This is a genomic window from Bradyrhizobium sp. USDA 3311 (assembly GCF_054062495.1).
Map to the genome: position 1 here is coordinate 7,392,069 of NZ_JBSSFI010000001.1, position 24,201 is coordinate 7,416,269.

The window sequence follows — 24,201 nt, forward strand, 5'->3', positions numbered from 1 at the left end:
GTGGCAGCCGCGTTCGAATCGAGCTAAGCGCGACGGAGTTTTGGTTGGGAGAGCGTGCATTGCGGCAAGCACAGAAGCGTCGCAGCGGGGGCAAGCACCGCCCCTGGCCATTGTCGCAACGTCCCGGCTATCTGATCCGGCGGCTGCACCAGATTCACGTCGCGCTGTTTCAGGAAGCGTGCGGCGCGTTCGAGGTCACGCCGCTGCAATACAGCCTGCTCTCGGCACTGGCCGTGCGCGAAACCGCCGATCAGACCACTTTGGCGGCCGATATCGCCCTCGACCGGACCACGACGACCGGCGCGTTGAAGCGGCTCGCCGCACGGAACCTGGTCGAGCGCGCCATCAACAAGGACGATCGCCGCGCGCGCCTGTGCCGATTGACGCCGGCCGGCGCGGCGCTTCTGGTCAAGATCGAGGGCGCGGCACGGCGGGCGCATCGTGCGACGCTCGGCGATTTGAGCGAGCGGGAACAGGCGCTCTTCATCGAAATGATGCAGCGCATCGTGGCCGGCAACCCAAGTCGCGGCAGCGCCGCTGCCCTATTCGATTAGAAGCGGCTGCTGCGCTTTTGGGTGGGGCTGCTTAATTTATCATCGTACCGCTGCACGACCGTGCAACATCTTTTGCCTCTCGCCCGCAAGCGCGCGGAGGAGATCAGCGTCTCGCGGGCACGGTGGCGAACCGGCGCGTGAGTTCAGGGCACGCTTGAAATTCCAATGACAATCCGGCGCAAACCTCATTGCATCCGGCATCGGCGCACGCCCTGCTCCGGCGGTTGTGCAACCAATGGCACGATTTATGCTGCAACGATGCGAAGCGTGCTTCGTATTGGGGGATGTCATGACGGATTCCGAACTTCGCGCTGATATTCACAGCATCGAGCCAATTCCCGATGCGGACCGGGACTCGACCGGACCGCAGCAGATGTGGATCTGGGCCGGCGCAAACATCGCGCCGGTCAACTGGGCGCTCGGCGCGCTCGGGATCATCCTGAAGCTTGGGCTGATGGAGACGATCGCGGTCATCGTGCTCGGGAACATCGTCGGCTGCGCGATCTTCGCAACCTTCACCGTGATGGGGCACAAGACCGGGGTCAACCAGATGGTGCTGAGCCGGTCCGCGTTCGGCGTCCGCGGCGCCTACCTACCCAGCATCCTGATGTTCGTGATGACGCTCGGCTGGATCGGCGTAAACACCTACTTCCCGGTGAAGGTTTCGATCGGAATCCTTGGCCAGTTCGGCGTGCCCGACACCTGGCTGATCGAGATCGTCATCATCACGCTGGTGATGGCGGCGCAGGTCCTGATCGGCGTCTACGGATTCTACGCGATCCGCACCTTCGAGAAATACACGGTGCCACCGACCATCGCCATCATGGTGCTGATGAGCGTGCTGGCCTGGACGCGCCCCGGTGTCGTCAACTGGAGCCTCACGACCTCGCTGCCGCCGGGCGCGCATCTGGCGATGCTGACCCTGCTGATGACGGCGATCGGCGTCGGCTGGGGCATTTCCTGGGTCACCTGGGCCTCCGACTATTCGCGCTTCGTGCCGAAAAGCGTGCCGTCGAAATCCGTCTTCTGGTACAGCTATATCGGCATGTTCGTGCCGACGGTCTGGCTCGGCATCCTCGGCGCGACCATCGCCTCGACCACGCTGGACACCGATCCCGCAAAAATGGTCAGCGCGGTGTTCGGCGGGCCGGTCAGCATCCTCGTTTTGCTGATGGTGCTGCACGGCCCGATCGCGACCAACATCCTCAACGTCTACTCGGCGACGCTGGCGGCGCTGAGCGCGGGGCTGAAGTTCTCGCGCTTCTGGCTCACCGTCATCGTTGGCGTCGCCGGCTATCTGGTCACGCTGTACTTCATCTTCGCGCCGTCCTTCGCCAAGGCGTTCGACAACTGGATGATCAGCCTCTTGTTGTGGATGAGCCCGTGGGCCGGCGTGGTGCTCGCGGACTTCTTCCTCAAGCGGAAGGGCAAGATCGACGTCGCCGAGCTCTATCGCTCGCCGGAGACCGGCGCCTATGGCGACATCAACTGGGCCGGCATGATCGCGTTCTTCGCCGGCCTTGTCGCCGGATGGCTGGTGGAAGACGGCTTGGTCGGCGCGCTTCAGGGGCCGGTCTCGATCAACCTGTTGGGTGGGGCCGATCTGAGCTGGCTGTTCGGGATCGGGGTCTCGGGGCTGGTCTATCTGGCGCTGGGCAAGCACGTCACGTCGCCCTCCTCGATCGTTGCGAGCAGCGCAGGCCGGTGAAGGCATGGACTACGTTCTGCGATCCACTCCTGGAAACGTCCAGTGGGGACTCTGGGACGGACGGCTGAAGCCGGTGCTCCGGATCGCATCCGGAGACCGCGTGACCATCGAGACGCTCTCGGGCGAGCCGGACGACCTGCCCGATCCGTCGCTCGGTTTTGACGTCGTGCCCGGACATGCGGAGGTGCTCGCAAGCGCCTTCCGCGGTCCGGGGCCGCACCTTCTCACCGGGCCTGTCTACATCGAGGGCGCCGAGCCCGGCGACGTCCTCGAAGTGCGCGTGCTGAGCATCGAGCTGCGCTGCAATTGGGGCTGGAATCTGCAGGTCCCGACGCTCGGCACTCTCCCTGAGGATTTTCCCGAGTTCCGCCGCATCCACATTCCGCTGGACCGCGCGCGCAACGTCGCAAAACTCCCCTGGGGCCAGGAGCTGCCGCTCTCCCCCTTCTTCGGCAATTTCGGCGTCGCGCCGCCGCTCGCCTGGGGCCGATTGTCCTCAAAGGAGCCGCGGGCATTCGGCGGCAACATGGACAACAAGGAGTTAGGTGCCGGCAGCACGCTTTATTTTCCGGTCTTCGTGCCGGGCGCGCTGTTCTCCGCCGGCGACGGCCACGCGCTCCAGGGCGACGGCGAAGTCTGCCTGACCGCGATCGAGGCGGCGCTCACCGGCACCTTCGAATTCCACGTCCGCCGCGATCTCCGCCTCACCTCGCCCCGCGCCGAGACGGCGTCCGACTGGATCACCATGGGCTTTGACGAGGATCTCGACGACGCGGCCAAGGCCGCGCTGCGCGACATGATCGCGCTGATCCGCGAGCACAGCGGCCTCGGCGCACAGGATGCCTATACGCTCTGCTCGATCGCCGCGGACCTCAGGGTCACGCAGATGGTCGACGGCAACAAGGGCATTCACTGCGTGCTGGCGAAATCCCGCATGCCGTGCCTCTAAACTTATGGTGCCTCTAGTGCCTCGTCGAGGTGGCACGCCACCCACTGCTCGGGTCCAGTCGTCCGAAGCACCGGCTCTTCCGTGCGACAACGGTCGAACACGTACGGACAACGGGTGTGGAAGCGGCATCCGCTCGGCGGATTGATCGGGCTCGGCACGTCGCCGCCGAGGATGATCGGGTTGCGCTGGGCGCCCGGCTCGGGCAGCGGCACCGCTGAGAGCAGCGCCTTGGTGTAGGGATGCCTCGGCGCGGCAAAGATCTCCCGGCGCGGCGCGACCTCGACGATCTTGCCGAGATACATCACCGCGACGCGATGGGTCATGTGCTCGACGATGGCGAGGTCATGGCTGATGAATAGCAGCGCGAGGCCGAATTTCTGCTGGAGATCCTGGAGCAGATTGACGATCTGCGCCTTGACCGAGACATCGAGCGCGGAGACCGCCTCGTCGCAGACGATCAGCTCGGGCTCGGCCGCCAGCGCCCGCGCGATCCCGATGCGCTGGCGCTGACCGCCGGAGAATTCGTGCGGCCGGCGGTTCAGCGCCTCGCGCGGCAGACGCACGGTGTCCATCAAAGACGTGACGCGCACCTCAAGATCTTCCGCGGATTTGGCGAGGCCGAAATTGCGGATCGGCTCCGCGAGAATGTCGCGCACGCGCATGCGCGGATTGAGGCTGGAGAACGGATCCTGGAACACGACCTGCACGCGCCGGCGCATCTGGCGCATCGTGGCCGGCGCGGCATCGTCGATGCGCTGGCCGTCGAGAATCACCTGCCCCGAAGTGATGTCGAACAGCCGCAGGATGGCGCGGCCGACCGTCGATTTGCCGCAGCCGGACTCCCCGACAAGCGACAGCGTCTCGCCGCGCGCGATCTCGAAAGACACGCCGTCGACCGCATACACCCATTCGGACTTGCGGCCGAACAGGCCCTTGTTGACCGGAAAATGCTTCTTGAGGTCGTTGACCTGGAGCAGAGGAGGACTCATGCCGCGACCGCCCCCTTCGCCGCGTAGTGACAGGCCGCGACATGGCGCGGGCCCTTCTCCTCGAGCCCCGGCGCGTATTGGCGGCAGAGATCGGTCGCGAGCGCGCAGCGTCCGGCGAAGACGCAGCCCGTGATCGGCTTGCGGAGATCGGGGACTTGCCCGGGAATCTCGGCCAGCCGTCTTGCGGTGCCTGTCAGCGACGAACCAAGCCGCGGCACGGCACCGAGCAAACCTTGCGTATAGGGATGCCGGGGCGAGCGAAACAGCTCGGCGACCGGCGCCTCCTCGACCTTGCGGCCGGCATACATGACCATGACGCGCTCGGCGATCTCGGCAACGACGCCAAGATCGTGCGTGATCAGGATGATCGCAGCACCGACCCGGCTCTTGAGGTCGAGCATCAGCTTGAGGATTTGCGCCTGGATGGTCACGTCGAGCGCCGTGGTCGGCTCGTCCGCGATCAGAAGTTTTGGATTGCACGCCAGCGCAACGGCGATCATCACGCGCTGGCGCATGCCGCCGGAGAGCTGGTGCGGATATTCGCGCACGCGCCGCTTCGGCTCGGGAATGCCGACCAGCGTCAGCATCTCGATCGCGTGCGCCTCGGCGGCCTGCTTGTCCAGGCCCTGGTGGATCATCAGCGTCTCGCGGATCTGGCGGCCGACGGTCAGGACCGGATTGAGGCTCGTCATCGGCTCCTGGAAGATCATCGAGATGTCGTTGCCGCGGATGGCACGCATCTCGCGGTCGGACAGCTTGAGGAGGTCCTTGCCCGCGAAGCGGATGCTGCCTGCGATCTTGCCCGGCGGCTCCGGGATCAGCCGCATCAGCGACATCGAGGTCACCGACTTGCCGCAGCCGGATTCGCCGACGATGGCGAGCGTCTCGCCCTCGTTGACATGGAAGGACACGCCGTCGACCGCGCGGTTGATGCCGCTGGGCGTACGGAAGTGGGCCTGAAGGTCTTCGACTTCGAGCAGCGCCATCGTGATCAGCCTCGCAACATCAGAGGCTCTTGGCCATGCGCGGATCGAGCGCATCGCGAAGGCCGTCGCCGAGCAGATTCACGGCAAGCACGGTGACGGACAGGAAGGCCGCCGGAAAGAACACGATATAGGGCTTGACCTGCCACAGCGCGCGGCCCTCGGCCATGATGTTGCCCCAGGACGGAATGGTGGGCGGCGTACCCGCACCGATGAAGGACAGGATCGCCTCCGTGATCATGGCGCTGGCGCAAATGTAGGTCGCCTGGACCAGCATGGGCGCGAGCGTGTTGGGAAGGATATGGCGCAGGATGATCATCGGCGTGCGCGTGCCGCAGGCCACCGCCGCATCCACATAGGGCTGCTCGCGCAGCGACAGCACCACGCTGCGGACGAGGCGCGAGACGCGCGGGATCTCGGCGATGGTGATGGCCAGGATGACGTTGCCGACGCTGCCGCGGGTCAAGGCCATCAGCGCGATCGCCAGCAGGATCGGCGGGATCGACATCAAGCCGTCCATGAAGCGCATCAGGATGCCGTCGGCCCAGCGGATGAAGCCGGAGACGATGCCGATGGCAAGGCCCACCGCAGACGCGAACATCGCAACCGACAGGCCGACCGTGAGCGAGACCCGCGCGCCGAAAGAGCACGCGCGAATAGATGTCGCGGCCGAGCACGTCGGTGCCGAACCAGTAGTCCGCCGACGGCGCGCGCGTGCGCTTGGCTGGCGCGAGCGCGGTCGGATCGACCGTTCCGAGATAAGGCGCGAAGATCGCGATCAGGACCAGCGTCAGCAGCAGCGCACCGCCGATGGCGACCGTCGGATGACCGCGCAGGAAGCCGATGAAGCCGCGCCGGATCTTGACCGGCCGAAGGATCTCCGGCAGTTGCGGCGCGAGGACTAGACCGGCCGGGAGCGATTGCGGGTTGACGGTGGTGTCGGTCAATAGCGAATCCTCGGGTCAACGAGCGTATAGATGACGTCGATCATCAAATTGACGAGGACGTAGACGAAGCTGAACAGCAGCACGATCCCCTGGATGACGGGATAGTCGCGGCGCAGGATCGCATCGATCGTGAGCCGGCCGAGGCCGGGAATCGCAAACACGCTTTCCGTGACGACGGCACCGCCGATCAGGAGCGCGATGCCGATCCCGATCACGGTGACGATCGGCACCGCCGCGTTCTTCAGCGCGTGAACAAACAGGATGCCGCCCTGCCCGAGGCCCTTGGCCCGCGCGGTGCGGATATAGTCCTGCTGCAGCACTTCGAGCATGGTGGCGCGGGTGATGCGCGCGATCAGCGCGATGTAGACACAGCCCAGCGCGACCGCCGGCAAGATCAAGTTCTCCAGCCAGGGCCAAAAGCCCTGGGCAAGCGGCGTGTAGCCCTGCACCGGCAGCCATTCCAGTTCGAGCGCGAAGATGTAGGCAAGCATGTAGCCGACCACGAAGACGGGCAGCGAGAAGCCGAACACGGCAAAGCCCATGATGACGCGGTCGATCAGGCTGCCGGCTTTCCACGCCGCCACCACGCCGAGCGGCACCGCGACCACGATGGTGAGCAGCAGCGTGACGATCATCAGCGACAGCGTCGGTCCGAGACGCTGCCCGATCATCGTCGAGACCGGCAGATTGGTGAAGATCGAGGTGCCGAGATCGCCGTGCAGGATGCGCCAGACCCAGCTTCCGAACTGGATCAGGAACGGCCGGTCGAGACCGAGGCTCTGGCGGATTCGCTCCACATCCTCCGGGCTCGCCTGATCGCCCGCGATCACCACGGCCGGATCACCCGGCGCGATGTAAAGCAGGCTGAACACGAACAGCGCGACGATTGCCATCACCGGCAAGGTCGCGACGATGCGACGGAGGATGTAGGAGAGCATCTGGCCTCAGCGCGCGATCATGCGGATTTCGACACGCCCCAGAAGAACGGCAGCGGCCCCTTGGTAATGCCGGAGACGTTCTTGCGCCACGCGGTGTAGCTCAGGAAGAAGCCGGTCGGCGCGTAGACGACGTCATCGAGCGCCGCCTTGTTGAGGCGGCCGATGGCGGCTTTCTCCTCATCGAGGTTCTTGGCCTCGAACCAGGACGCGACCTCCTTTTCGGTGCCGGGGCTGGTGGGCCAGCCGAACCAGGCCTTGTCGCCGTTGGCGCGAATGGCGGTGTACGGCGCAGGGTTGATGCAGTCCGCGCCCGCATGCCAGGTGTGGAACATGTTCCAGCCGCCCTGTCCCGGCGGCGTCTTCTGTGCACGGCGCGAGCCGACCGTGCCCCAGTCGGTCGCGACGAAATCGACATTCATGCCGAGCTTCTTCAGGAGGTCCGCGGTCACGTCGCCCTGCGCCTTGGTGATCGGCTGGTCCTGCGCCACGAGGCACGTCACGGGCTGGCCGGAATAACCGCTCTCGGCGAGCAGCTTCTTGGCTGCGTCGAGATCGCGCTTGCCCTTCAGGATCTCGCCGCCCGCCTCGGAATAGAGCGGCGTATCCGGCGTGAAATAGCCGGGCAGCGGCTTCCACAACGCGGTGTCGTCGCCGACGATCGCGCGCATGTAGTCTTCCTGACTCATTGCCATCAGCACCGCGCGCCGCGCCCGCACGTCGTTGAAGGGCGGATACAGGAAGTTCATGCGGAACGAGCCGACATTGCCGAGGGGATCGCCAATGTCGACGCTGATGTTCTTGTTCTTCTTCAGGACCGGAACGAGGTCGGCGATCGGGCTTTCCCACCAGTCGACCTCGCCGTTCTGCAAGGCGGCGGCCGCGGTCGCCGGATCCGGCATCACGATCCATTCGATGCGGTCAACCATGATCTGCTTGCCGCCGGCCAGCCACGACGCTTTCTCCTGCCGCGGCGCGTAGTCGGCGAACTTCTCGAACACCGCTTTCGCGCCGGGCACCCATTCGCCCTTGGCGAACTTCATCGGCCCGGAGCCGACATAGTCGGTGATCTGCTTGAACGGATCGGTCTGCGCGATGCGCTCCGGCATGATGAAGGCGCACGGCGAGTTGTTCTTGGCCAGCGCGTAGAGCAGCTTCGGGAAGGGCTGCTTGAGCACCCATTTGAAGGTGCGATCGTCGACGGCCGTCAGCTCCTGCTGAAGCGCCTTGATCATGAGCCCCATCGGATCTCGCGCCGACCAGCGCGTAAGGCTCGCGACGACGTCCTTGCTCAGCACCGGCTCGCCGTCATGGAACTTGAGCCCCGGCCGCAATTTGAACGTCCAGGTCGTACCGTCGTCGGTGACTTCCTCGGACTCCACCATCTGGCGTTGCGGCTGGAGCGAGGAATCGATGCCGTAAAGCGTGTCCCAGACCAGCGCCGCAGCGTTGCGCACGACATATTGCGTGCCCCAGATCGGATCGAAATTGGCGAGATTGGCCTGCGGCACGAAGCGCAGGGTGCGCGCCGCGGCACCCTGGGCGATCGCCGGGGCCGAAAGGCCGCCCGTCAATGCCAGGCCGCTTGCGCCAGCCAGTCCCTTCAATACGGTCCTGCGATCCATGAAGTCCTCCCAGTAATGCCGTGATGCCGGCCAATCATTGGCCAAGAGCAGTGAAACCGAAGCCCATTGGCGTGCAAATGGTATGCCAGTAACCAGGCCTTCGCCAGCGGGATCTCATCGTCACTTTTGGTCGATCGAGACCTCAAAGCGCCGCCGCCAGCGTCGGCCCGATCTCGATATGCGGGATCGCCTCGACCAGCTTGCGCGTGTAGTCGGTCTTCGGATTGTCGAACAGCGCCCGGCTCTCGCCCTGTTCGACGATCCCGCCATTGCGCAGCACGATGGTGCGATCACAGAGCATGCGCACCACGTTGAGATCGTGGCTGACGAACAGCAGCGCGATGTCGTTCTCGCGGCGCAAGCGATCGAGCAATTGCAGCACCACCGCCTGCACGGAGACGTCGAGTGCGGCGGTCGGCTCGTCCAGCACCAGAAGCCGGGGCCGGCAGGCGATGGCGCGGGCGATGCCGACGCGGGCCTTCTGGCCGCCGGAGAGCTGGTGCGGGAAGCGCGGCAAGAGATCGAGCGGCAGCCCCACGCGCTCCGCGCATTCCTCGACCCGCGCGCGCAGCGCCTCGCCCGCCCGCATGCCGTCGAGCCGCATCAGCGGATGGGCGATGCAGTCGAAGGCGGTGAAGCGCGGGTTGAGGCTCTCGTTCGGGTCCTGAAAGACCATCTGAATGTCTTTGCGCAAGGACGAGCGGTGAAAATCACGCGACGCCACATGACCGATCGCTTGCCCGTCGAACACGATGTCGCCTTCGCTCGGATCGATCAGGCGGCAGATCATCCGCGACGTCGTGCTCTTGCCCGAGCCGGACTCGCCGACGAGACCGACGCTCTCGCCGCCGGCCATCGTCATCGAGAAGTCCGCGACCGCCGCAGAGCCCTGATCGAAACGTTTCGCGAGCTTCCGCACTTCCAGCAGCGGCGGCGTACCGTGCGCGGGCTCCTGCCTGGGCATGTTGACAACCGCCGCGTAGCCTTCCCGCTCGTCCTCCGTCACGAGGTCCTCGATCCGCGACGTCGCGGTCGGCGATGCCGCAACCAGGCGCCTGGTGTAGGCGTGCTGCGGCGTGGTGAAGAGAGTCCTGGGACTGGCCTCCTCGACGATGCGTCCGCGCTCCATCACCGCGATGCGACGGCAGTAGCGCGCCGCGAGCCCGAGATCGTGCGTGATCAGGATCGTCGCCATGCCGCGCGCGGCGGCGATGTCCGCCAGAAGATCCATCACCACCTTCTGCGTGGTGACGTCGAGGCCGGTGGTCGGCTCGTCGGCAATCAGCAGTGCGGGATTGCAGGAGATCGCGATCGCGATCATCACGCGCTGGCACATGCCGCCGGAGAGCTCGTGCGGATAGGCGTTCATCCGCGCCTCGGGGTCGCGGATCTGGACCGCGCGCAGCAGCTCCAGCGCCTCGGCGCGCGCGGCGTCCTTCGAGATGCGCTTGTGGGTGAGGATCGCGTCTGCGATCTGCAAGCCGATCGCCCGGATCGGATTGAGCGCCGCACGCGGGTTCTGGAAGATCATGGACATGGCGGCGCCCTGGAGCTGACGGAGATCGTCGCCCCGGAGTTTTGTCACGTCCTGCCCGCGAAACAGGATCTTGCCGCCGGTGACGCGGCCGGCCGCATCGAGCAACCTTGTCGTTGCGAACCCCGTAACCGACTTGCCCGAGCCGCTCTCGCCGACCAGGCCGAGCATCTCGCCGGCTTCGACGGTGAGCGTGACCCCGCGCACGGCCTCGACCATGCCGCGCCGCGTCGAGAACGAGACGTGGAGGTCGTCGATCCTGAGCAGTTCCTTGCTCATGTGCGCATGCGGGGATCGAGAATGTCCCGCATCCCGTCACCGAGGAGATTGAAGCAGAGCACGGCCAGCATCAGCGCAAGGCCGGGGAAGGCCACCAGCCACCACCGTCCGGTCGAGATGAAGCGCGCGCCTTCCGCGACCATGATGCCCCATTCCGGCGTCGGCGGCTTGACACCGAGACCGATGAAGGAAAGGCCCGCGGCATTCAGAATGGCCCAGCCGAGGTTGAGCGAGATCTGCACCGCCATCGCCGGCAGGATATTCGGCAGCAGGAAACGCAGCACCACGGAGAAATGGCTCTCGCCGCAGGCGCGCGCGGCCTCGACCCAGCCGACATTGCGGCGGACGTTCACCTCGGCGCGGGCGAAGCGGATGTAGAACGGAAGATTGATGATCGCTGTCGCAATCACGATGTTCTCGATGCGGTTGCCGAGGGCTGCGACCATGGCCATCGCCAGCACGAACAGCGGAAAGGCCATCATCACGTCGACGAAGCGGCCGACGCCGCGGTCGAGCCTGCCGCCGGCATAACCGCAGAACGCGCCGACGACGGCGCCGATGATGAAGGAAATGCCGACCGCGGAGACGGCGATGGCGAGATCGAGCCGCGCGGCGATGATGAGACGGCTGAAGACGTCGCGCCCGAGCTGGTCGGTGCCGGCGATGTGCGCCGCGCTTGGCGGCAGCAGCGCTTCCGAGACATTGGAGACCACGGGATCATAGGGCACGATCCAGGGGCCGAAGATCGCGAGGAGGACGAACAGAAGGACGCCGGCCGCGGCGACGGCCGTAAGCGGATTGCCGCGCAGGATCCAGACCGAATGGCGGAGGGTTGCGCTGGTCATTCGATCGACACCCTGGGATCGGCGATGCCGTAGCAGACATCGACCACGAGATTGACCAGCACAAAGAGGCTGGCCATCAGGAGCACGAAGCCCTGCACCGGCGCATAGTCGGAGGACAAGAGCGCATCGAGCGCGTAGGAAGCAACGCCCGGCCAGGAGAACACCTTCTCCACCAGGACATTGGCGCCCAGCATGGTCGAGAATACGATGCCGGCGATGGTGATGACGGGCAGGATCGCGTTGCGCAGCGCATAGGTGACGACCACCTTGCGCCAGGACAGCCCGACGGAGCGCGCGGTGCGCACGAAATCGCTGCCGAGCGAGACCAGCATCGAGGCGCGCGTGATCCGCGCCAGCGGCGCGATCACGAACAGGGCCATGCTCACCGCCGGCAGGATCAGCTGCTTGCAAGCCGCCCACCAGCCTTCAAAATCTCCTGCGAGCAGGAAATCGATCGACAGGAAGCCGGTGCGCTGCGGCGGCAGCGAGGTGAAGACGTCAATCCGCCCGGTGGGATCAGGCGCAAGCCCGAGCAGATAGTAGAACACGTAGATCAGCAGCAGGCCCGACACGAAGGTCGGCACGCAGACGCCGAGCGCGCAGAACAGCCGCACGCCGTGATCGACGATCGATCCCGGCCGCAGCGCCGCGACCACGCCGAGCGGCACCGCCGCGATCAGCGCGATCAGCAGCGCGGTGAAGGTAAGCTCGAGCGAGGCCGGCAGCCGCTCGCGCAGATCCTTCAGCACCGGCTGCCCGGTCATCATGGAGCGGCCGAGATTGCCGTGGCCGATGTCGGAGAGATAGAACACGAGCTGCTCCGGCACCGACCTGTTGAGCCCCATCTGCTTGCGGATCTGCTCGATCTCCTCCTTGCCGGCGTTGGGCCCCGAGGCAAAGAACACCGCGGGGTCGCCGGGCAGGACGCGCATCAGAAGAAAGGTGAAGACCAGCACACCGAACAGCGCCGGCAGCGACGACAGAAGCCGCCTGCCCGCCCGGATCATCGCTGCGCCAAGACCGGTCATCACCTTTCAGAGCCCCTCTCGTTTGCCGATCTCACTTGCGGCTGACGTCGCGATAATCCACCTGGCGGTGGAACTCGTAGGTATAGCCCTCGATCGACGACGCCATCACCGCGTCCTGGTTCGGCTGCCACAGCGGGATCTGCGGCATCTCGCTGAAATGGATCGCGTTGAGCTTGCGGCCGTCTTCCTCGTACTTGGCCTTGTCCGGCTCGAAGCGGGCTTCCTGCGCGATCGCGGCGAGCTCGGGATTGTTGATGGAGCTGTAGTTCCAGCGCTGATTGCCGGTATAGAAGTTGCGGTAGAAATAGTCGGTCGACGGCAGCCAGGCGACGATGCCTTCGGTGAAGAACGGCAGCTTCTTCTCGTTGATCTGCGTCGACATCTGCGCATCCGGCAGCTTCTGAATGTCGACCTTGATCCCGATCTTCGCAAGCGATTCCTTCACCAGCGACGCCATCGGCTCGGCCGTCGAGGCCTGGCCGACGTTGAAGCTGAAGGTGGTCGCAAATCCTTCGGGAAGGCCGGCGGCCTTGAGATATTCGCGGGCCTTGTCGAGATCGGTCTTCACCGGTGCCTGGAACGGATAGATGCCGTTCACAGGCTTGCCGTCCGGCCAGCTCGCGCCGAACAGCGGCGCGCCGCGGCCGAACAGCGCGGCCTTGAACATGTCGTCATACGGCAGCGCGAAGGCGATGGCGCGGCGGACATTGACGTTGTCGAAGGGCGGGATCTGGTTGTTCATCGAGACGAAGGTGATCGCATTGTACTGCGGCGTCGAGATCACCTTGAGCTTGCCCTTGGCCTCGAGCGACTGCACGTCGCTCGCCTGGAGATCGACGACGATGTCGGCATCGCCGCGCTCGACCAGGTTGGCGCGGGTCGCCGGCTCCGGCACCGACTGCACGATCACACGCCTGAAGAAGGCGGGCTTGTTGGCCGAGCCGCGGTTCCAGGACTCGTCACGCTTGAGGATCACCTGCTCACCCGGCTTGAAAGTCTCGACCACATAGGCGCCACTGCCGGCGGTGTGCTCCTTCAGCCAGGCGGTGGCCCAGGGATCATCCGCGGTCGCGTGCTCCTTGGCGACCTTCGAGTTGATGATCATGGGATAGACGGTCGCCAAATTCGGCAGCGCGAGCTTGTCGGGCTTTGGCAGCGTCACCTCGATGGTGAGGGGATCGATCACCTTGAACTGATCGGCCGACGTCAACGAACCGGTCAGGAGCTGCGCCTTGCCGAGGATCGGCGCGGTGACGCAGCGATCGAGCGACCATTTCACGTCCTCGGCGGTCACGGGCGAGCCGTCCTGAAACTTGGCGTCCTTGCGCAGGCGGAAGGTGAGCTTCAGCCCGTCGGGACTGACGTCGTAGGATTCGGCGAGCTCGCCGGTGATCGTGTCGAGATCGAACACCCATTTGCCGTTGAGCTGCTTGCGGCCGAACGCCACCAGCCGGTCGTAGGTGCTCATGCTCAGCGCGAAGGACTCGCGCGTCGAGCCGGGGATGTTGGGATCGAGCGTGTTGACGGATGCGCCGGTCACATAGCGCAGCGTTTCCGCCCTGGTTTGGGCCTGCGAAGGCGCGTTCGCGATGAGCAGAAGCGCGACGGTGGCGAGCATCGAGGACGCCGGCCTGAAAGACACAAAACGCATTCGTTTTTCCCTGAATTTCGACAAGAACGCCAGCAAGGCAGGTTAAGAAACAAGCAAGTTGCGCGCCAGTCTCACGGGTCGCGCGTGGGGACGCTTCGTCGCGGCGGCGCATGGATGATCATCGCGATTCCCCCGTCTTTCGCGCCGGCCGCGTGACCACGGCCTGCGGCACGTCATAGGCGCTGAGCGAAGCCCAGTGCCGCGCGATATCGGCACGAAACAGGCCGCGCGTCAGGCCGTGGACCAGCTTCGGGACGGCCGTCGTCATCGCGTTGATCGACGATCCCGACGGACCGAAGCTCATGGTGGAGGCGATGGCGAAGAGATGGATGTCGGAAATCCAGGGCGTCTCGCCTGCCACACGCTCGGTGAAGGCGTAATCGTCGGCGAGATAGGGAAAGCGGCCGAGCCGTTCGTTGCGCTCGCTCGAAGGCGGCTGATAGCGGTCGGCCCAGGTCGCGATGTTGCCGGCGAATGCAGCGAGCTCGCCGCGCCCGGCAAAGCTCATGTCGATGCCGGTGCCGCAGATGACGAAATCAGCACGGATGGCGCCGCGCGGCGTCTGCAATTCGATGCCTTTCCCCGTCTCCCGGGCCGCCTCGACCGGCGCCCCCTCGTGCAATGTGAAATTGGCGTGACGCGCGCAGCGATCATAGGTTGGCTGCGGAAAGCCTTCCCGCATTTCGAGGATGGTGCGCATGAAGCGCCAGCGCCAGGCATCGTCGAGATCGCTGAGATGACGCAGGAAGCCGCGAAAGGTCAGCCAGCGATAGGGCTGGATCACCTGGATCCGCGCGCGGCGGCACAGCAGATGCACCTCGGCGGCGCCAGTCTCCAGCGCGGTCGCCGCATTGTCGAAGGCGGATGCGCCGGCGCCGATCACGGCGACGCGCTTGCCGCGCAGCTTTTCGAAGTCGATGTCGTCGGCGACGGTCGCGACCGAACCTGACGGCAGATGGCGGAGCGGCTCCGGGATCATCCAGCCGCCCATGCCCTCCTGCCCTGTCGCCAGCACGATCTTGCGGGCGTAGAGCGTCTCGACCTCTCCTGCCCGTTTCACGCGCGCGGTGAGCAAGCCGTCAGACGCAGGCGCGATCTCCAGGAGTTCGCAAGCGTTGCGCACCGGCAAGCCGACCGTGCGGCGCAGCCACAGCAGATACTCGGCCCAATGGCCGCGTTCGATCAGGCCGAGCTCTTGCCAGCCCTCCTTGCCGAAGCGGGCTTCGTGCCAGGACTGGTAGGTCAGGCTCGGAATGTCGAGGTCGGGACCGGTGTAGTCCTTGGGGCTGCGCAGCGTCGGCATGCGGGCGTAAGTGAGCCACGGACCCTCCATCCCCTCCTCGGCCTTGTCGAGCAGCAGGATGTTGCTAACGCGGGAGCGCATCAGACCAAAACCGATGGCGATGCCGGATTGGCCGGCACCGACGACGAGCACGTCCAGCGCCGGTTTGCCGTCAGGCCCGATCTTCGGCTCAAGCCATGCCGCGCCCGGATGCGCGATCATGGCGAGATCAGCGCGAACGTCAGCTTCAAGCTCGGTCAGTGCGTCACTCATGCCGCGAGCCAGCCTCCGTCAACCACCATCACGGTGCCCGTCGTGAACGAGGACGCGTCGCTGGCGAGATGCAGCGCGGTCTGCGCAATCTCGTCGGCCTGGCCGAACCGCTTCATGGCATGGCGGTTGCGCGAGGCCTCGCGCACCTCGTCCGAATTGGCGTGACGGGCGAAGCTGCGGCGGAGCATCGGCGTGTCGATCGCGCCTGGCGCGATGGCGTTGACGCGGATGCCGTCGGTGGCGAAATCCACCGCCATCGTCCGCGTGAGACTCACGATAGCGCCCTTGGCGGCGATATAGGCGCTGTTGCTCTTGCCGCCGGCGATGGCGAGCTGCGATGCCAGCGTGATGATCGAGCCGCTGTTCTGCCGCTGCATGTGAGGCACCGCGGCCCGCGCCCACAGCCAGGTGCCGCCGACATTGGCGCGGAACACCGCGTCCCAGTCGTCCGGGCTCGTCGTCAGCACCGTGCCGCCGCAGGAGAAGCCGGCAGCGGTCATGAGGATATCGAGCCGGCCGTGGCGCGCCACGACATCGCCGACAACAGTCTCGGCCAATGCGGCATCGCCGACGTCCCCGACATGCGCCGTTGCCTCGCTCACGAGGCCGAGCGTTTCCTGAAGACCCGCGGCATCGCGATCGACCAGCGCGAGACGCGCGCCCTCCGCCGCGAACAGCTTTGCGCTGGCCCGGCCGATGCCCGAGCCCGCTCCGGTGATGATGGCCGTGCGCCCCTGCAGCCGCATGTCAGATCCCTTCCTTGTGCTGCATCCACCAGGCGCTCATCGCTGCGGCCGACTCCACGCAGCCGAACCGGGCGCGCCAGCCGAACTCATCGGCCATCCGCTTGACCGACATCGGCGCACGATCCCCGCCGTGGAGCTTGATGAAGGTCTTCTCTCCGGGTGACGCGAGCCGGCACTCCAGCCCGGGATGAAGGGCTGCGAACGCCTCACCCCATTGCAGCGCAGACCAGGCCGCGCCGCTTGAGATGTTGTAGAGCCGGTGGCGTGGCCGCTCGGCTTCGATCAGCACCGCCACCGCTTCGGCGGCGTCGGGCGCGTAGGTCCAATCCTTGATGCCTGGCGCAGGGAGAAGGGCCGGTTCGCCGCGGGCGAACGCAGCAAGGATCTGGAACTGGAGGCTCGGCGTATCGCGCACCTTCCCGATCTGCTCCCACGGACCGAACACGGCGCTTAACCGCACACTCAGAAAATCGCCTCCCCACAACTCGGCAAGCCGCGCCACGGATCTCTCTGACGTGAATTTGCTGATCGCGTAAAATGAGACGGGATCGCACGGCGTCTCCTCGTCCAGTACCGGATAGCGTTGCCCCGCGGCACCATAGGCGGACGCAGAGGAGAGATTGATCACGCGCCGAACGCCACGGCGGATCGCAGCGCTCAGGATCGGCATCTGAGCCATCACATTGATCTCGAGGATGCTCGAGGTCGTGGTCCGCTCGAGCTGGTCCCCGGCGGTTATGGCAGCGCCAAGGATGATCGCATCAAAGCCTTGCTTTACCAGGGCGTCGATCCTCTCGATGTCCGTGATCTCGCCCTGAATAATCGAGAGCCGCTCCCGGTGGTCAGCAAAGAACCGCTCCGCGCCAGCCGGAAGTTGCTTACGATCATACAGCGTCACCTCATGGCCGCGCGCAAGCAACACCTCGGCGAGATTGAGGCCGACAAAGCCGGTGCCGCCGAAGATGACGATCTTCATCGCGCGCGATCCACCATCACAGCAACTTTGCTCCGAAGTTCCGTTCCGGATCCATGTCCGCGACCAGCCGGCCCGTCGGCTTCGCCGCCTCGCCGCCGCTGCGCGCCAGGAATTTTCCGCTGCCGGCGCTCGCGAGGCACTTGTTGCCCTCGACGATCACGCGGCCGCGCGAGAGCACCGACACCGGCCAGCCCTTCAGCTTCCGCCCGGTAAACGGCGTGTAACCGGCGAGGTCGTGCATCATCTCGTCGGCGATCACGGTCTCGCGATTGGGATCCCAGATCGCGATATCGGCGTCAACGCCGACCGCGATCGAGCCCTTGCGCGGATGCAGATTGTAGATCTTGGCCGGCGCCGTCGCAGTCAGCTCGACGAACTTTTCCAAGCCGAGCCGGCCCTTCGAGACCATCGCGTCGAACAAGAGCGGCAGCCGCAGCTCCAGCCCCGGCAGGCCGTTGGCGACCTGCTTGAAGTTTGGATTGGGGCCGGCGCGCAGCTTGCCGGTCTCGTCAAATCGATACGGCGCGTGATCCGACGAGATGGTCTGGAGATCGCCGAGCGACAGCGCCTGCCACAGCGCCTCCTGGTCCGAATGCGTGCGCGGCGGCGGGCTGCACATCCATTTGGCGCCGTCCGCGCCGGGCTTGTCGAGATCGGCAGCCGTCAGGAACAGATATTGCGGACAGGTCTCGGCAAAGACCTTGAGCCCCTGCCCGCGCGAGTCGCGGATGACCTTGGCGCCTTCGGCGGTGGAGACATGGAAGATCATGATCGGCTGGTCGATCAGCGCCGCCATTCCGATCAGCCGGGTGAACGCCTCGGCCTCCGACACACGGGCGTGGCTGACGGCGTGGTATTTCGGCAGCGTGTAGCCGCGCGCGAGCAGGCGCTTCACCATCCAGGCGATGATGCCGTGGTTTTCGGCGTGCGCGCACAGCATCGCGCCGGACTGGCGCGCGGCAAGGAGGATGTCGAGCAGCGGCTCGTCGTCGACCTTGAGCCGGTCGTAGGTCATGAAGATCTTGATCGACGCATGCCCCTGCTTTACCAGCGCCGGGATGTGCTCCTCGACCGTTTCCTTGGTCGCGTCCGCAATGATCATGTGGAAGGCGTAGTCGATCACGGCGCCCTTCTTCGCCAGCGCGTGATAGTCCTCCACCACCTGCGGCAGCTTCATGCCGACATGCTGGGCCGCGAACGGGATCACCGTGGTGGTGCCGCCGAACGCGGCGGACACGGTCGCGCTCTCGAACGTATCGGCATTCATGATGCCGGCCGCGGACAATTGCTCGATATGGGCGTGGCTGTCGACGCCGCCCGGCAGCACCAGCTTGCCGCGCGCGTCGATCTCGCGCTTGGCGGCCGGAAGGCCGCGGCCGACGGCTGCGATGGTCTCGCCGGAGATGGCGACGTCGGCCTCGAAGACGTCAGTCGTGGTGGCGACGCGGCCGCCGCGGATGATCAGGTCGTAGGTGGGTTCAGTCATGAGGCACTCCGTGATAGGCTCAACGCACGTGATCGCAATTTCTTGGAAAGACCATCATGCCCCGGCCGCGCATTCTCGTCATCAATCCGAACTCCAACCCCACCGTCACGCAGGGGCTGGAGGACGCCTTGAGGCCGCTCGATTTCGAGGGCGGACCGGAAGTGGTTTGCCGGACGCTGGCGGAAGGTCCGTTCGGCATTGAAAGCCAGGCCGACGTCGACAGCGTCGCGATGCCGCTGCGCCGGCTGGTCGAAAGCGACAACAGCTCCGCCGCCTTCGTCATCGCCTGCTACAGCGATCCCGGGCTTCAGGTCTGCCGCGAGGGCACCGACCGGCCCGTGTTCGGGATCGCGGAGTGCGGCGTGCTGACGGCGCTGGCGCGCGCCGAAACCTTTGGCGTCATCGCCATCGCCCAGCGCTCGATCCCGCGGCACATGCGCTATCTCAGGCAGATGGGACTGACCGGCCGCCTCGCCGGCGAGCGGCCGCTCAACATGAGCGTTGCGGAAACCGCCTCGGGCGAAGGCACGCTGGCCAAGATGATCGACATCGGCCGCGCGCTGCGCGACGAGGACGGCGCCCGCGCCATCGTGATGGGCTGCGCCGGCATGGCGCGCCATCGCCGCCCGCTGGAAGACGCGCTGCGTATTCCGGTGATCGACCCGACACAGGCGGCCGTCACCATGGCGCTGGGTACGGTGCAGTTCTCGGCTCACTAGGCGTCCTTCAGCTCTTTGGCGTCCTGCCGCGCGCGCCATTGCGCGTGGCTCTCGCGGACCAGTGCGAACGTGTCCCGCTGCGTCGTGTAGAGATTGCCGAACATGCGGCCGATCGGCCGGTAGGCGTCGAGATCGACATACATGTTGGCCTCATCGACGAGGCCCTCGCGGGCGTGAACCCTGAGCACCTCGCCGACCAGTAGCTCGCGATCCGGCGAGAAATTCAGCACGACATGGCGCCGGCATTCCAACGCAAAGGGCGCCGCCGCGAGGCGCGGCACCTTCACGTCGACCGAGGGCAGCGTGGCAAGCCCCGTCGCCGCAACCTCACTGTCACCGGACGGAAAATCGACCGCGCAGTCGTTCATTGCCCCCGACAGCGCCTCATCCACCATGTGAACGACGAACTCGCCGTCGCGATGGATGTTGCGGGTCGTGTCCTTCGGCGAGTGATCCGGCTTGTGCTGGAGCCCGAGCACGATCAGCGCCGGGCTTTCGGAGAAGACGTTGAAGAAGCTGAACGGCGCGGCATTGACCGCCCCGTTCTCGTCCAGCGTCGTCACCAGCGCGATCGGCCGCGGCACCACCACGCCGCAGAGCAGCTTGTAGCGGTCGCGCGGATCGAGCTCGGCTAAGGGAATGCCTGATGTGCCCTTGTCGGCCATCGGCGTCACTTTTCCGGCGGCGGCACCGCGCCGGTTTGGCTGGTGATCAGGCCGTAATGCTCGATGCGGCGATGCCGCGCGAAATCGAAGATCGTGGTCTTGCCGAAGGAGGTGGCATCGAGGTCGCAGGCGTGAACCAGAACCTCGTCGTCCTCAGTCCTGGCCTCGGCGACGATCTCGCCGTTGGGGTCGACGATCAGGCTGCCGCCAAACAGTGGGTGGCCATCCTCATTGCCGGCCTTGGCCACTGCGACGACCCAGGTTGCATTCTGATAGGCGCCGGCCTGCACGGAGAGGCGATTGTGAAACAGGCGCTTCTCGACGCCCTCCTCGCTCTTCTCCGCATTGACGGACGGCGTGTTGTAGCCGATCAGCACCATCTCGACGCCCTGCAAGCCCATGACGCGATAGGTCTCGGGCCAGCGCCGGTCGTTGCAGATGGCCATGCCGATGATGCCGCCCAGCTCGCGCCAGACCTTGAAGCCGAGGTCACCCGGCTCGAAATAGCGCTTCTCGAGGTGCTGGTGCGAACGCTTGGTGTCGTATTCCACATGGCCCGGCAGATGGATCTTGCGATATTTGCCGACGATCCTGCCGGACTTGTCGGTGAGGATGGCGGTATTGAAGTGATGGCCGTCCGGCGTCAGCTCCGCATAGCCGAAATTCATCGCCATCTGATGCTGCGCCGCGCGCTCGAACAGCGGTTTCGTCGCCGCACTCGGCATCTCGCGCTCGAACCAGTTGTCGAACTCGGCCCGGTCCTCCACGTACCAGCGCGGAAAAAACGTCGTCAGCGCCAGCTCCGGATAGACGATCAGATCGGCGCCTTTTGCTTTCGCCTCGTCCATCAGCGCGATCATGCGCTTGACCACGGCCTCGCGGCTGTCGGCTTTCTGAATCGGGCCCATCTGGGCGGCGGCAACATTGACAATACGCATAAGCGGGTTCCTGGTGACCTCTTGGACGAAGCTGAACATCGCAGCCTCAACGATTTGCCGGCGCCGGCAGCATAGCGCAGCCGCGTCCGGAATTTCCAGCCGGGCGCCTTCTCATGCGGTCCGCCCCCATTCGGCGTCTTGCAGCAGTCGCCAGTTGATCTTGTTGCTCGCGGTCCGCGGCAAATGATCGACGAAGATAACGGCGCGCGGCGCCTTGTAGCTCGCCATGACGCCGCGCGCCCAGCCGATGATATCGTCCGCCGACGTCGTCGCGCGCATCGCCTCGTCCAGCACCACCAGCGCCTTGACCGTCTCGCCGCGATAATCGTCCGGCGCCGAGACGATACAGCACTCCCGGATGGCGCGGTTCTGGTACATGGCCGCCTCCACCTCGGCCGGCCACACCTTGAAGCCGCTGACGTTGATCATCCGCTTGAGGCGGTCCACCACAAAGAAATAGCCGTCAGCATCGCGATAACCGAGATCGCCCGTGCGCAGGAACCGTTTGCCTGAGAGTTCGATGAAGGATTCAGCATTGGCCTGGGGGCGGTTCCAGTAGCCTTGCAGCACCTGCGGTCCGTGCACGACGATCTCACCGACGACGTTGTCGTCCAGCTCGATCAGGCTCTCGGGATCGACGATCCGCGCGTCGGTCTCCTGCACGGCGATGCCGAGACACTGCCGCTTCGGCGCCGCCATCGGATTGAGGTGCGTCGGTGACATGGTCTCGGTCATGCCGTAGCCTTCGACGAAATCGAGACCGAAGCGTCCCTTCAGCCGCTCGGCCACCGCCGTCGGCATCGCCGCGCCGCCACCGGTCAGCACCTTCAGCTTCGCAAAACACCGGTCGCGGAATCGGACGCTTGCGAGCACGTCGACGATCATGGTCGGGGCCGCGTTCCAGAACGTCACGCCATAGGTTTCGAACAGGTCCGGCAGCAGATCCTTGTCCCAGCGCGCCATCAACAGCAACGTGGCGCGGGCGACGATCGCGGCATTCATCGAACCCTGCATGCCCGCGACGTGGAACAGCGGCATGAATCCAGTCATCACGTCGCCGCCGTCGAGCCCGTACCAGCGCGCCTGCAAGGCCGCGGTGAACAGCGCGCTGCGATGACTGTGCATGCAGGCCTTGGGCTTGCCTGTCGTTCCCGACGTGTAGGGCGGGATCATGAGGTCGTCCGGCCCGGCGGCCATCGCACCCGGCCGCAAGCCTTGCGCGATCGCGGACGACCAAAAGTGCCAGCCCGGCGACGACGGCATCTCCGACGGCGCTTCGGTCACGCAGGACGGCGGCGTATAGGGCGTGGCGACCGGAACCTCGTCGCGATACTGCGCGACGATTGCATACGCAATGGCATCCCCGACCAGCGGAGCAAACACATCGCTCAGTTCGCTGCCGATGATCGCGACCTTCGCGCCGCTGTCCGCGGCGAGATACGCCATCTCGGCGGTCTTGTTCATGGGATTGACCGGCACGATCACGGCGTCCGCCCGCATCACCGCATAATAGGCGATGACATATTGCGGCGAGTTCTGCAGCGCGATCATGACGCGGTCGCCGCGCTTGATGCCGCAAGCGTCTTGCAGGAAACCCGCCAGGGCATCGACGCGCTCGCGCAGCTCGGCGTAGCTCAGGCTTGCACCGTAAAACACCGTCGCCGGATGCGACGGCCGGTCGTTCGCCGCGCGTGCCAGCGCGTCGTACAGCGTCCCTTCCGGCATCGTGAGATGCCAGGGCTCATCCACCGGCCAGGCCGGCGAACGACGGGATGCTGCGTGATCTATACTCACCCGTGCTCCTCGTCCGCGACGTCGAGACCGTGGTCGAGCGCATCCAGAAGCTGCTCAGCTTCGCGCTCGGAGATCACGAGTGGCGGCGCCAGGAACAGCGAAGTCTGCTCGCCGCTGGTGCCGATCACGGCACCGGCCTCCAGCGCCCGCTCCGCCACGCGCGAGGCGATCGGCACCTCCGTGGTGTCGGCATGCCAGGTGCGCCAGTCCGGGCCGTGCAGCTCCACCGTCCAGTGCAGTCCCTGCCCCGCCACGCGCTGCACGCTCGGATGTTTCTGCGCGATCGCGAGCAGGCGGCGGCTGAACAGCCTTTCGAGCTCTTGGACATGCTCCAGAATCTTGTCGTCGCTGACGACCTTCAGATAGGCGCTGACGGCCGCCATGCTGATCGGATGGCCGCGCAGCGTGCCATAGTTCTGCCAGCTCGTGCCCTTGAGCCGCTCGACGATGTCCTTGGACACCACGACCGCGGCCACCGCCGCCGCACCGCCGCCGAGCGACTTTCCGAGCGTCACGATATCGGGGCGGCTTTCGGCACCCTGAAATGCGAACCAACGTCCCGCGCGGCCCGCGCCGGTGACGACCTCGTCCGCGATCCAGTACGAGCCCGCCTGCCGCGCGCGGCGCGCCACCTCGTCCTGATAGGCGCCGTCGTAGTAGATGCCGCCTTGGGTGTAGTCGATGATCGTCGCCGCCGTGTCGGAGAGCAGGCGCGTGGCATCCGCCAGATATTCGCTAGGCGGCGTATTATTGGCCGGTGCGCCGTAGATCGCGCCATTCGGTGCCGGCAAAATCCGTACTGGCGCCATCGGTGCCGGCAGCTGCGAGCCGCCTGAGTGCACCGCGAGCCCGCCATGCCATTGCGGCTGCACCGTCATGCTGCGCGACAGGCCGGTGATGCCGTGATAGGCGCGCTCACGCGTCGCCAATGCAGAGCGCTGCGTCAGCGCCTGGCAGAGCGAAAGCGCCATGTCGTTGGCCTCGCTGCCGCTGATGCAGAAGCGGACCGCACCGACCCAATCCTCTTCGCCCCTAAACGCGGTGGCCATCAGGTCGTCGGCGGCCTGCTCGCGGCCGACCCAGGTCCAGCCTTCGTTCACGACAGGCGTATCCGCCGCACGGCGGATCGCTTCCACCATCGCCGGATGACGATGCCCGAGGCCGCCGCCGGTGTTGCTGCCGTCGATGAGGCGGCGGCCGTCGGACAGGTGGAAGTAGACGCCCTCGCCGCCGACGACGGCCATCGGCGCGGCCTCGCCCGCATTCAGTCCGGTTCGCAACAATCTGCTCATCGC

20 protein-coding genes and 1 pseudogene are annotated in these 24,201 nt (G+C 65.8%); 4 read left to right on the forward strand and 17 right to left on the reverse strand.

The features are described from left to right. The first annotated feature begins 59 nt into the window (after positions 1–59). The 3 genes from ACVWW6_RS35465 to ACVWW6_RS35475 all read left to right on the forward strand — a co-directional run bounded on the left by ACVWW6_RS35465 (position 60) and on the right by ACVWW6_RS35475 (position 3,211). Positions 60–554 carry a MarR family winged helix-turn-helix transcriptional regulator gene (locus ACVWW6_RS35465; RefSeq protein WP_456682352.1) on the forward strand — a complete coding sequence of 165 codons (495 nt, stop codon included), beginning with the start codon at positions 60–62 and terminating at the stop codon, positions 552–554. 289 nt (positions 555–843) lie between these two features. Beyond that, entirely contained in the window at positions 844–2,262 is a 1,419-nt protein-coding gene (locus ACVWW6_RS35470) for a cytosine permease (protein WP_456682353.1), read from the forward strand. Positions 2,263–2,266: 4 nt separating this feature from the next. Then, positions 2,267–3,211 carry an acetamidase/formamidase family protein gene (locus ACVWW6_RS35475; RefSeq protein WP_011086130.1) on the forward strand — a complete coding sequence of 315 codons (945 nt, stop codon included), beginning with the start codon at positions 2,267–2,269 and terminating at the stop codon, positions 3,209–3,211. A gap of 2 nt (positions 3,212–3,213) precedes the next feature. Here ACVWW6_RS35475 and ACVWW6_RS35480 read toward each other — a convergent pair whose 3' ends face one another. From ACVWW6_RS35480 to hydA, 13 genes and pseudogenes are all read right to left on the reverse strand, one after another. Beyond that, complete coding sequence (locus ACVWW6_RS35480) at positions 3,214–4,200, reverse strand: ABC transporter ATP-binding protein (RefSeq protein ID WP_456682354.1); 987 nt, start codon at positions 4,198–4,200, stop codon at positions 3,214–3,216. Beyond that, entirely contained in the window at positions 4,197–5,186 is a 990-nt protein-coding gene (locus ACVWW6_RS35485) for an ABC transporter ATP-binding protein (protein WP_060911336.1), read from the reverse strand. Before ACVWW6_RS35485 ends, ACVWW6_RS35480 begins: the two co-directional genes overlap by 4 nt. A gap of 19 nt (positions 5,187–5,205) precedes the next feature. Next, positions 5,206–6,130: pseudogene (locus tag ACVWW6_RS35490) on the reverse strand (ABC transporter permease). After that, the gene (locus tag ACVWW6_RS35495) at positions 6,127–7,068 is read right to left on the reverse strand and encodes an ABC transporter permease (protein WP_027548944.1); all 942 of its coding nucleotides are present in this window, start codon (positions 7,066–7,068) and stop codon (positions 6,127–6,129) included. The pseudogene ACVWW6_RS35490 and the gene ACVWW6_RS35495 overlap by 4 nt, the downstream one beginning before the upstream one ends. 17 nt (positions 7,069–7,085) lie before the next feature. Then, positions 7,086–8,690, reverse strand: a complete 1,605-nt coding sequence (locus tag ACVWW6_RS35500; protein ID WP_011086125.1) for an ABC transporter substrate-binding protein — start codon at positions 8,688–8,690, stop codon at positions 7,086–7,088. 142 nt (positions 8,691–8,832) lie between these two features. Further along, entirely contained in the window at positions 8,833–10,503 is a 1,671-nt protein-coding gene (gene nikE / locus ACVWW6_RS35505; protein WP_456682355.1) for a nickel ABC transporter ATP-binding protein NikE, read from the reverse strand. Beyond that, positions 10,500–11,348: an ABC transporter permease gene (locus tag ACVWW6_RS35510; RefSeq protein ID WP_304552120.1), complete on the reverse strand. Its 849-nt coding sequence runs from the start codon at positions 11,346–11,348 to the stop codon at positions 10,500–10,502. Before ACVWW6_RS35510 ends, nikE begins: the two co-directional genes overlap by 4 nt. Then, positions 11,345–12,379, reverse strand: a complete 1,035-nt coding sequence (locus ACVWW6_RS35515) for an ABC transporter permease (protein ID WP_456682356.1) — start codon at positions 12,377–12,379, stop codon at positions 11,345–11,347. Before ACVWW6_RS35515 ends, ACVWW6_RS35510 begins: the two co-directional genes overlap by 4 nt. 28 nt (positions 12,380–12,407) lie before the next feature. Further along, positions 12,408–14,027, reverse strand: coding sequence for an ABC transporter substrate-binding protein (locus tag ACVWW6_RS35520; RefSeq protein WP_456682357.1), 1,620 nt, complete (start codon positions 14,025–14,027; stop codon positions 12,408–12,410). A 118-nt stretch (positions 14,028–14,145) separates the two neighbouring features. After that, positions 14,146–15,582 carry an NAD(P)-binding domain-containing protein gene (locus ACVWW6_RS35525; protein ID WP_456682358.1) on the reverse strand — a complete coding sequence of 479 codons (1,437 nt, stop codon included), beginning with the start codon at positions 15,580–15,582 and terminating at the stop codon, positions 14,146–14,148. Beyond that, positions 15,579–16,328 carry an SDR family oxidoreductase gene (locus ACVWW6_RS35530; protein WP_456682359.1) on the reverse strand — a complete coding sequence of 250 codons (750 nt, stop codon included), beginning with the start codon at positions 16,326–16,328 and terminating at the stop codon, positions 15,579–15,581. Before ACVWW6_RS35530 ends, ACVWW6_RS35525 begins: the two co-directional genes overlap by 4 nt. A gap of 1 nt (position 16,329) precedes the next feature. Next, on the reverse strand, positions 16,330–17,304 hold the full coding sequence (locus ACVWW6_RS35535) for an NAD-dependent epimerase/dehydratase family protein (protein ID WP_456682360.1): 975 nt from the start codon (positions 17,302–17,304) through the stop codon (positions 16,330–16,332). 16 nt (positions 17,305–17,320) lie between these two features. After that, positions 17,321–18,790: a dihydropyrimidinase gene (hydA, locus tag ACVWW6_RS35540; protein ID WP_456682361.1), complete on the reverse strand. Its 1,470-nt coding sequence runs from the start codon at positions 18,788–18,790 to the stop codon at positions 17,321–17,323. A 56-nt stretch (positions 18,791–18,846) separates the two neighbouring features. Between hydA and ACVWW6_RS35545 the strand changes: the two genes are divergently transcribed. Beyond that, on the forward strand, positions 18,847–19,509 hold the full coding sequence (locus ACVWW6_RS35545; protein WP_456682362.1) for an aspartate/glutamate racemase family protein: 663 nt from the start codon (positions 18,847–18,849) through the stop codon (positions 19,507–19,509). Here ACVWW6_RS35545 and ACVWW6_RS35550 read toward each other — a convergent pair. The 4 genes from ACVWW6_RS35550 to ACVWW6_RS35565 all read right to left on the reverse strand — a co-directional run bounded on the left by ACVWW6_RS35550 (position 19,506) and on the right by ACVWW6_RS35565 (position 24,198). Next, entirely contained in the window at positions 19,506–20,174 is a 669-nt protein-coding gene (locus tag ACVWW6_RS35550) for a flavin reductase family protein (RefSeq protein ID WP_202633034.1), read from the reverse strand. The two genes, ACVWW6_RS35545 and ACVWW6_RS35550, sit on opposite strands and share 4 nt — an antisense overlap. A 5-nt stretch (positions 20,175–20,179) precedes the next feature. Then, a complete protein-coding gene (locus tag ACVWW6_RS35555; protein ID WP_456682363.1) occupies positions 20,180–21,112 on the reverse strand; it encodes an N-carbamoyl-D-amino-acid hydrolase in 933 nt (310 codons plus the stop codon). Positions 21,113–21,223: 111 nt separating this feature from the next. Next, complete coding sequence (locus ACVWW6_RS35560; RefSeq protein WP_456682364.1) at positions 21,224–22,906, reverse strand: long-chain fatty acid--CoA ligase; 1,683 nt, start codon at positions 22,904–22,906, stop codon at positions 21,224–21,226. Next, positions 22,903–24,198: a class-III pyridoxal-phosphate-dependent aminotransferase gene (locus ACVWW6_RS35565; protein WP_456682365.1), complete on the reverse strand. Its 1,296-nt coding sequence runs from the start codon at positions 24,196–24,198 to the stop codon at positions 22,903–22,905. The genes ACVWW6_RS35560 and ACVWW6_RS35565 overlap by 4 nt, the downstream gene beginning before the upstream one ends. Between the last annotated feature and the right edge of the window lie 3 nt (positions 24,199–24,201).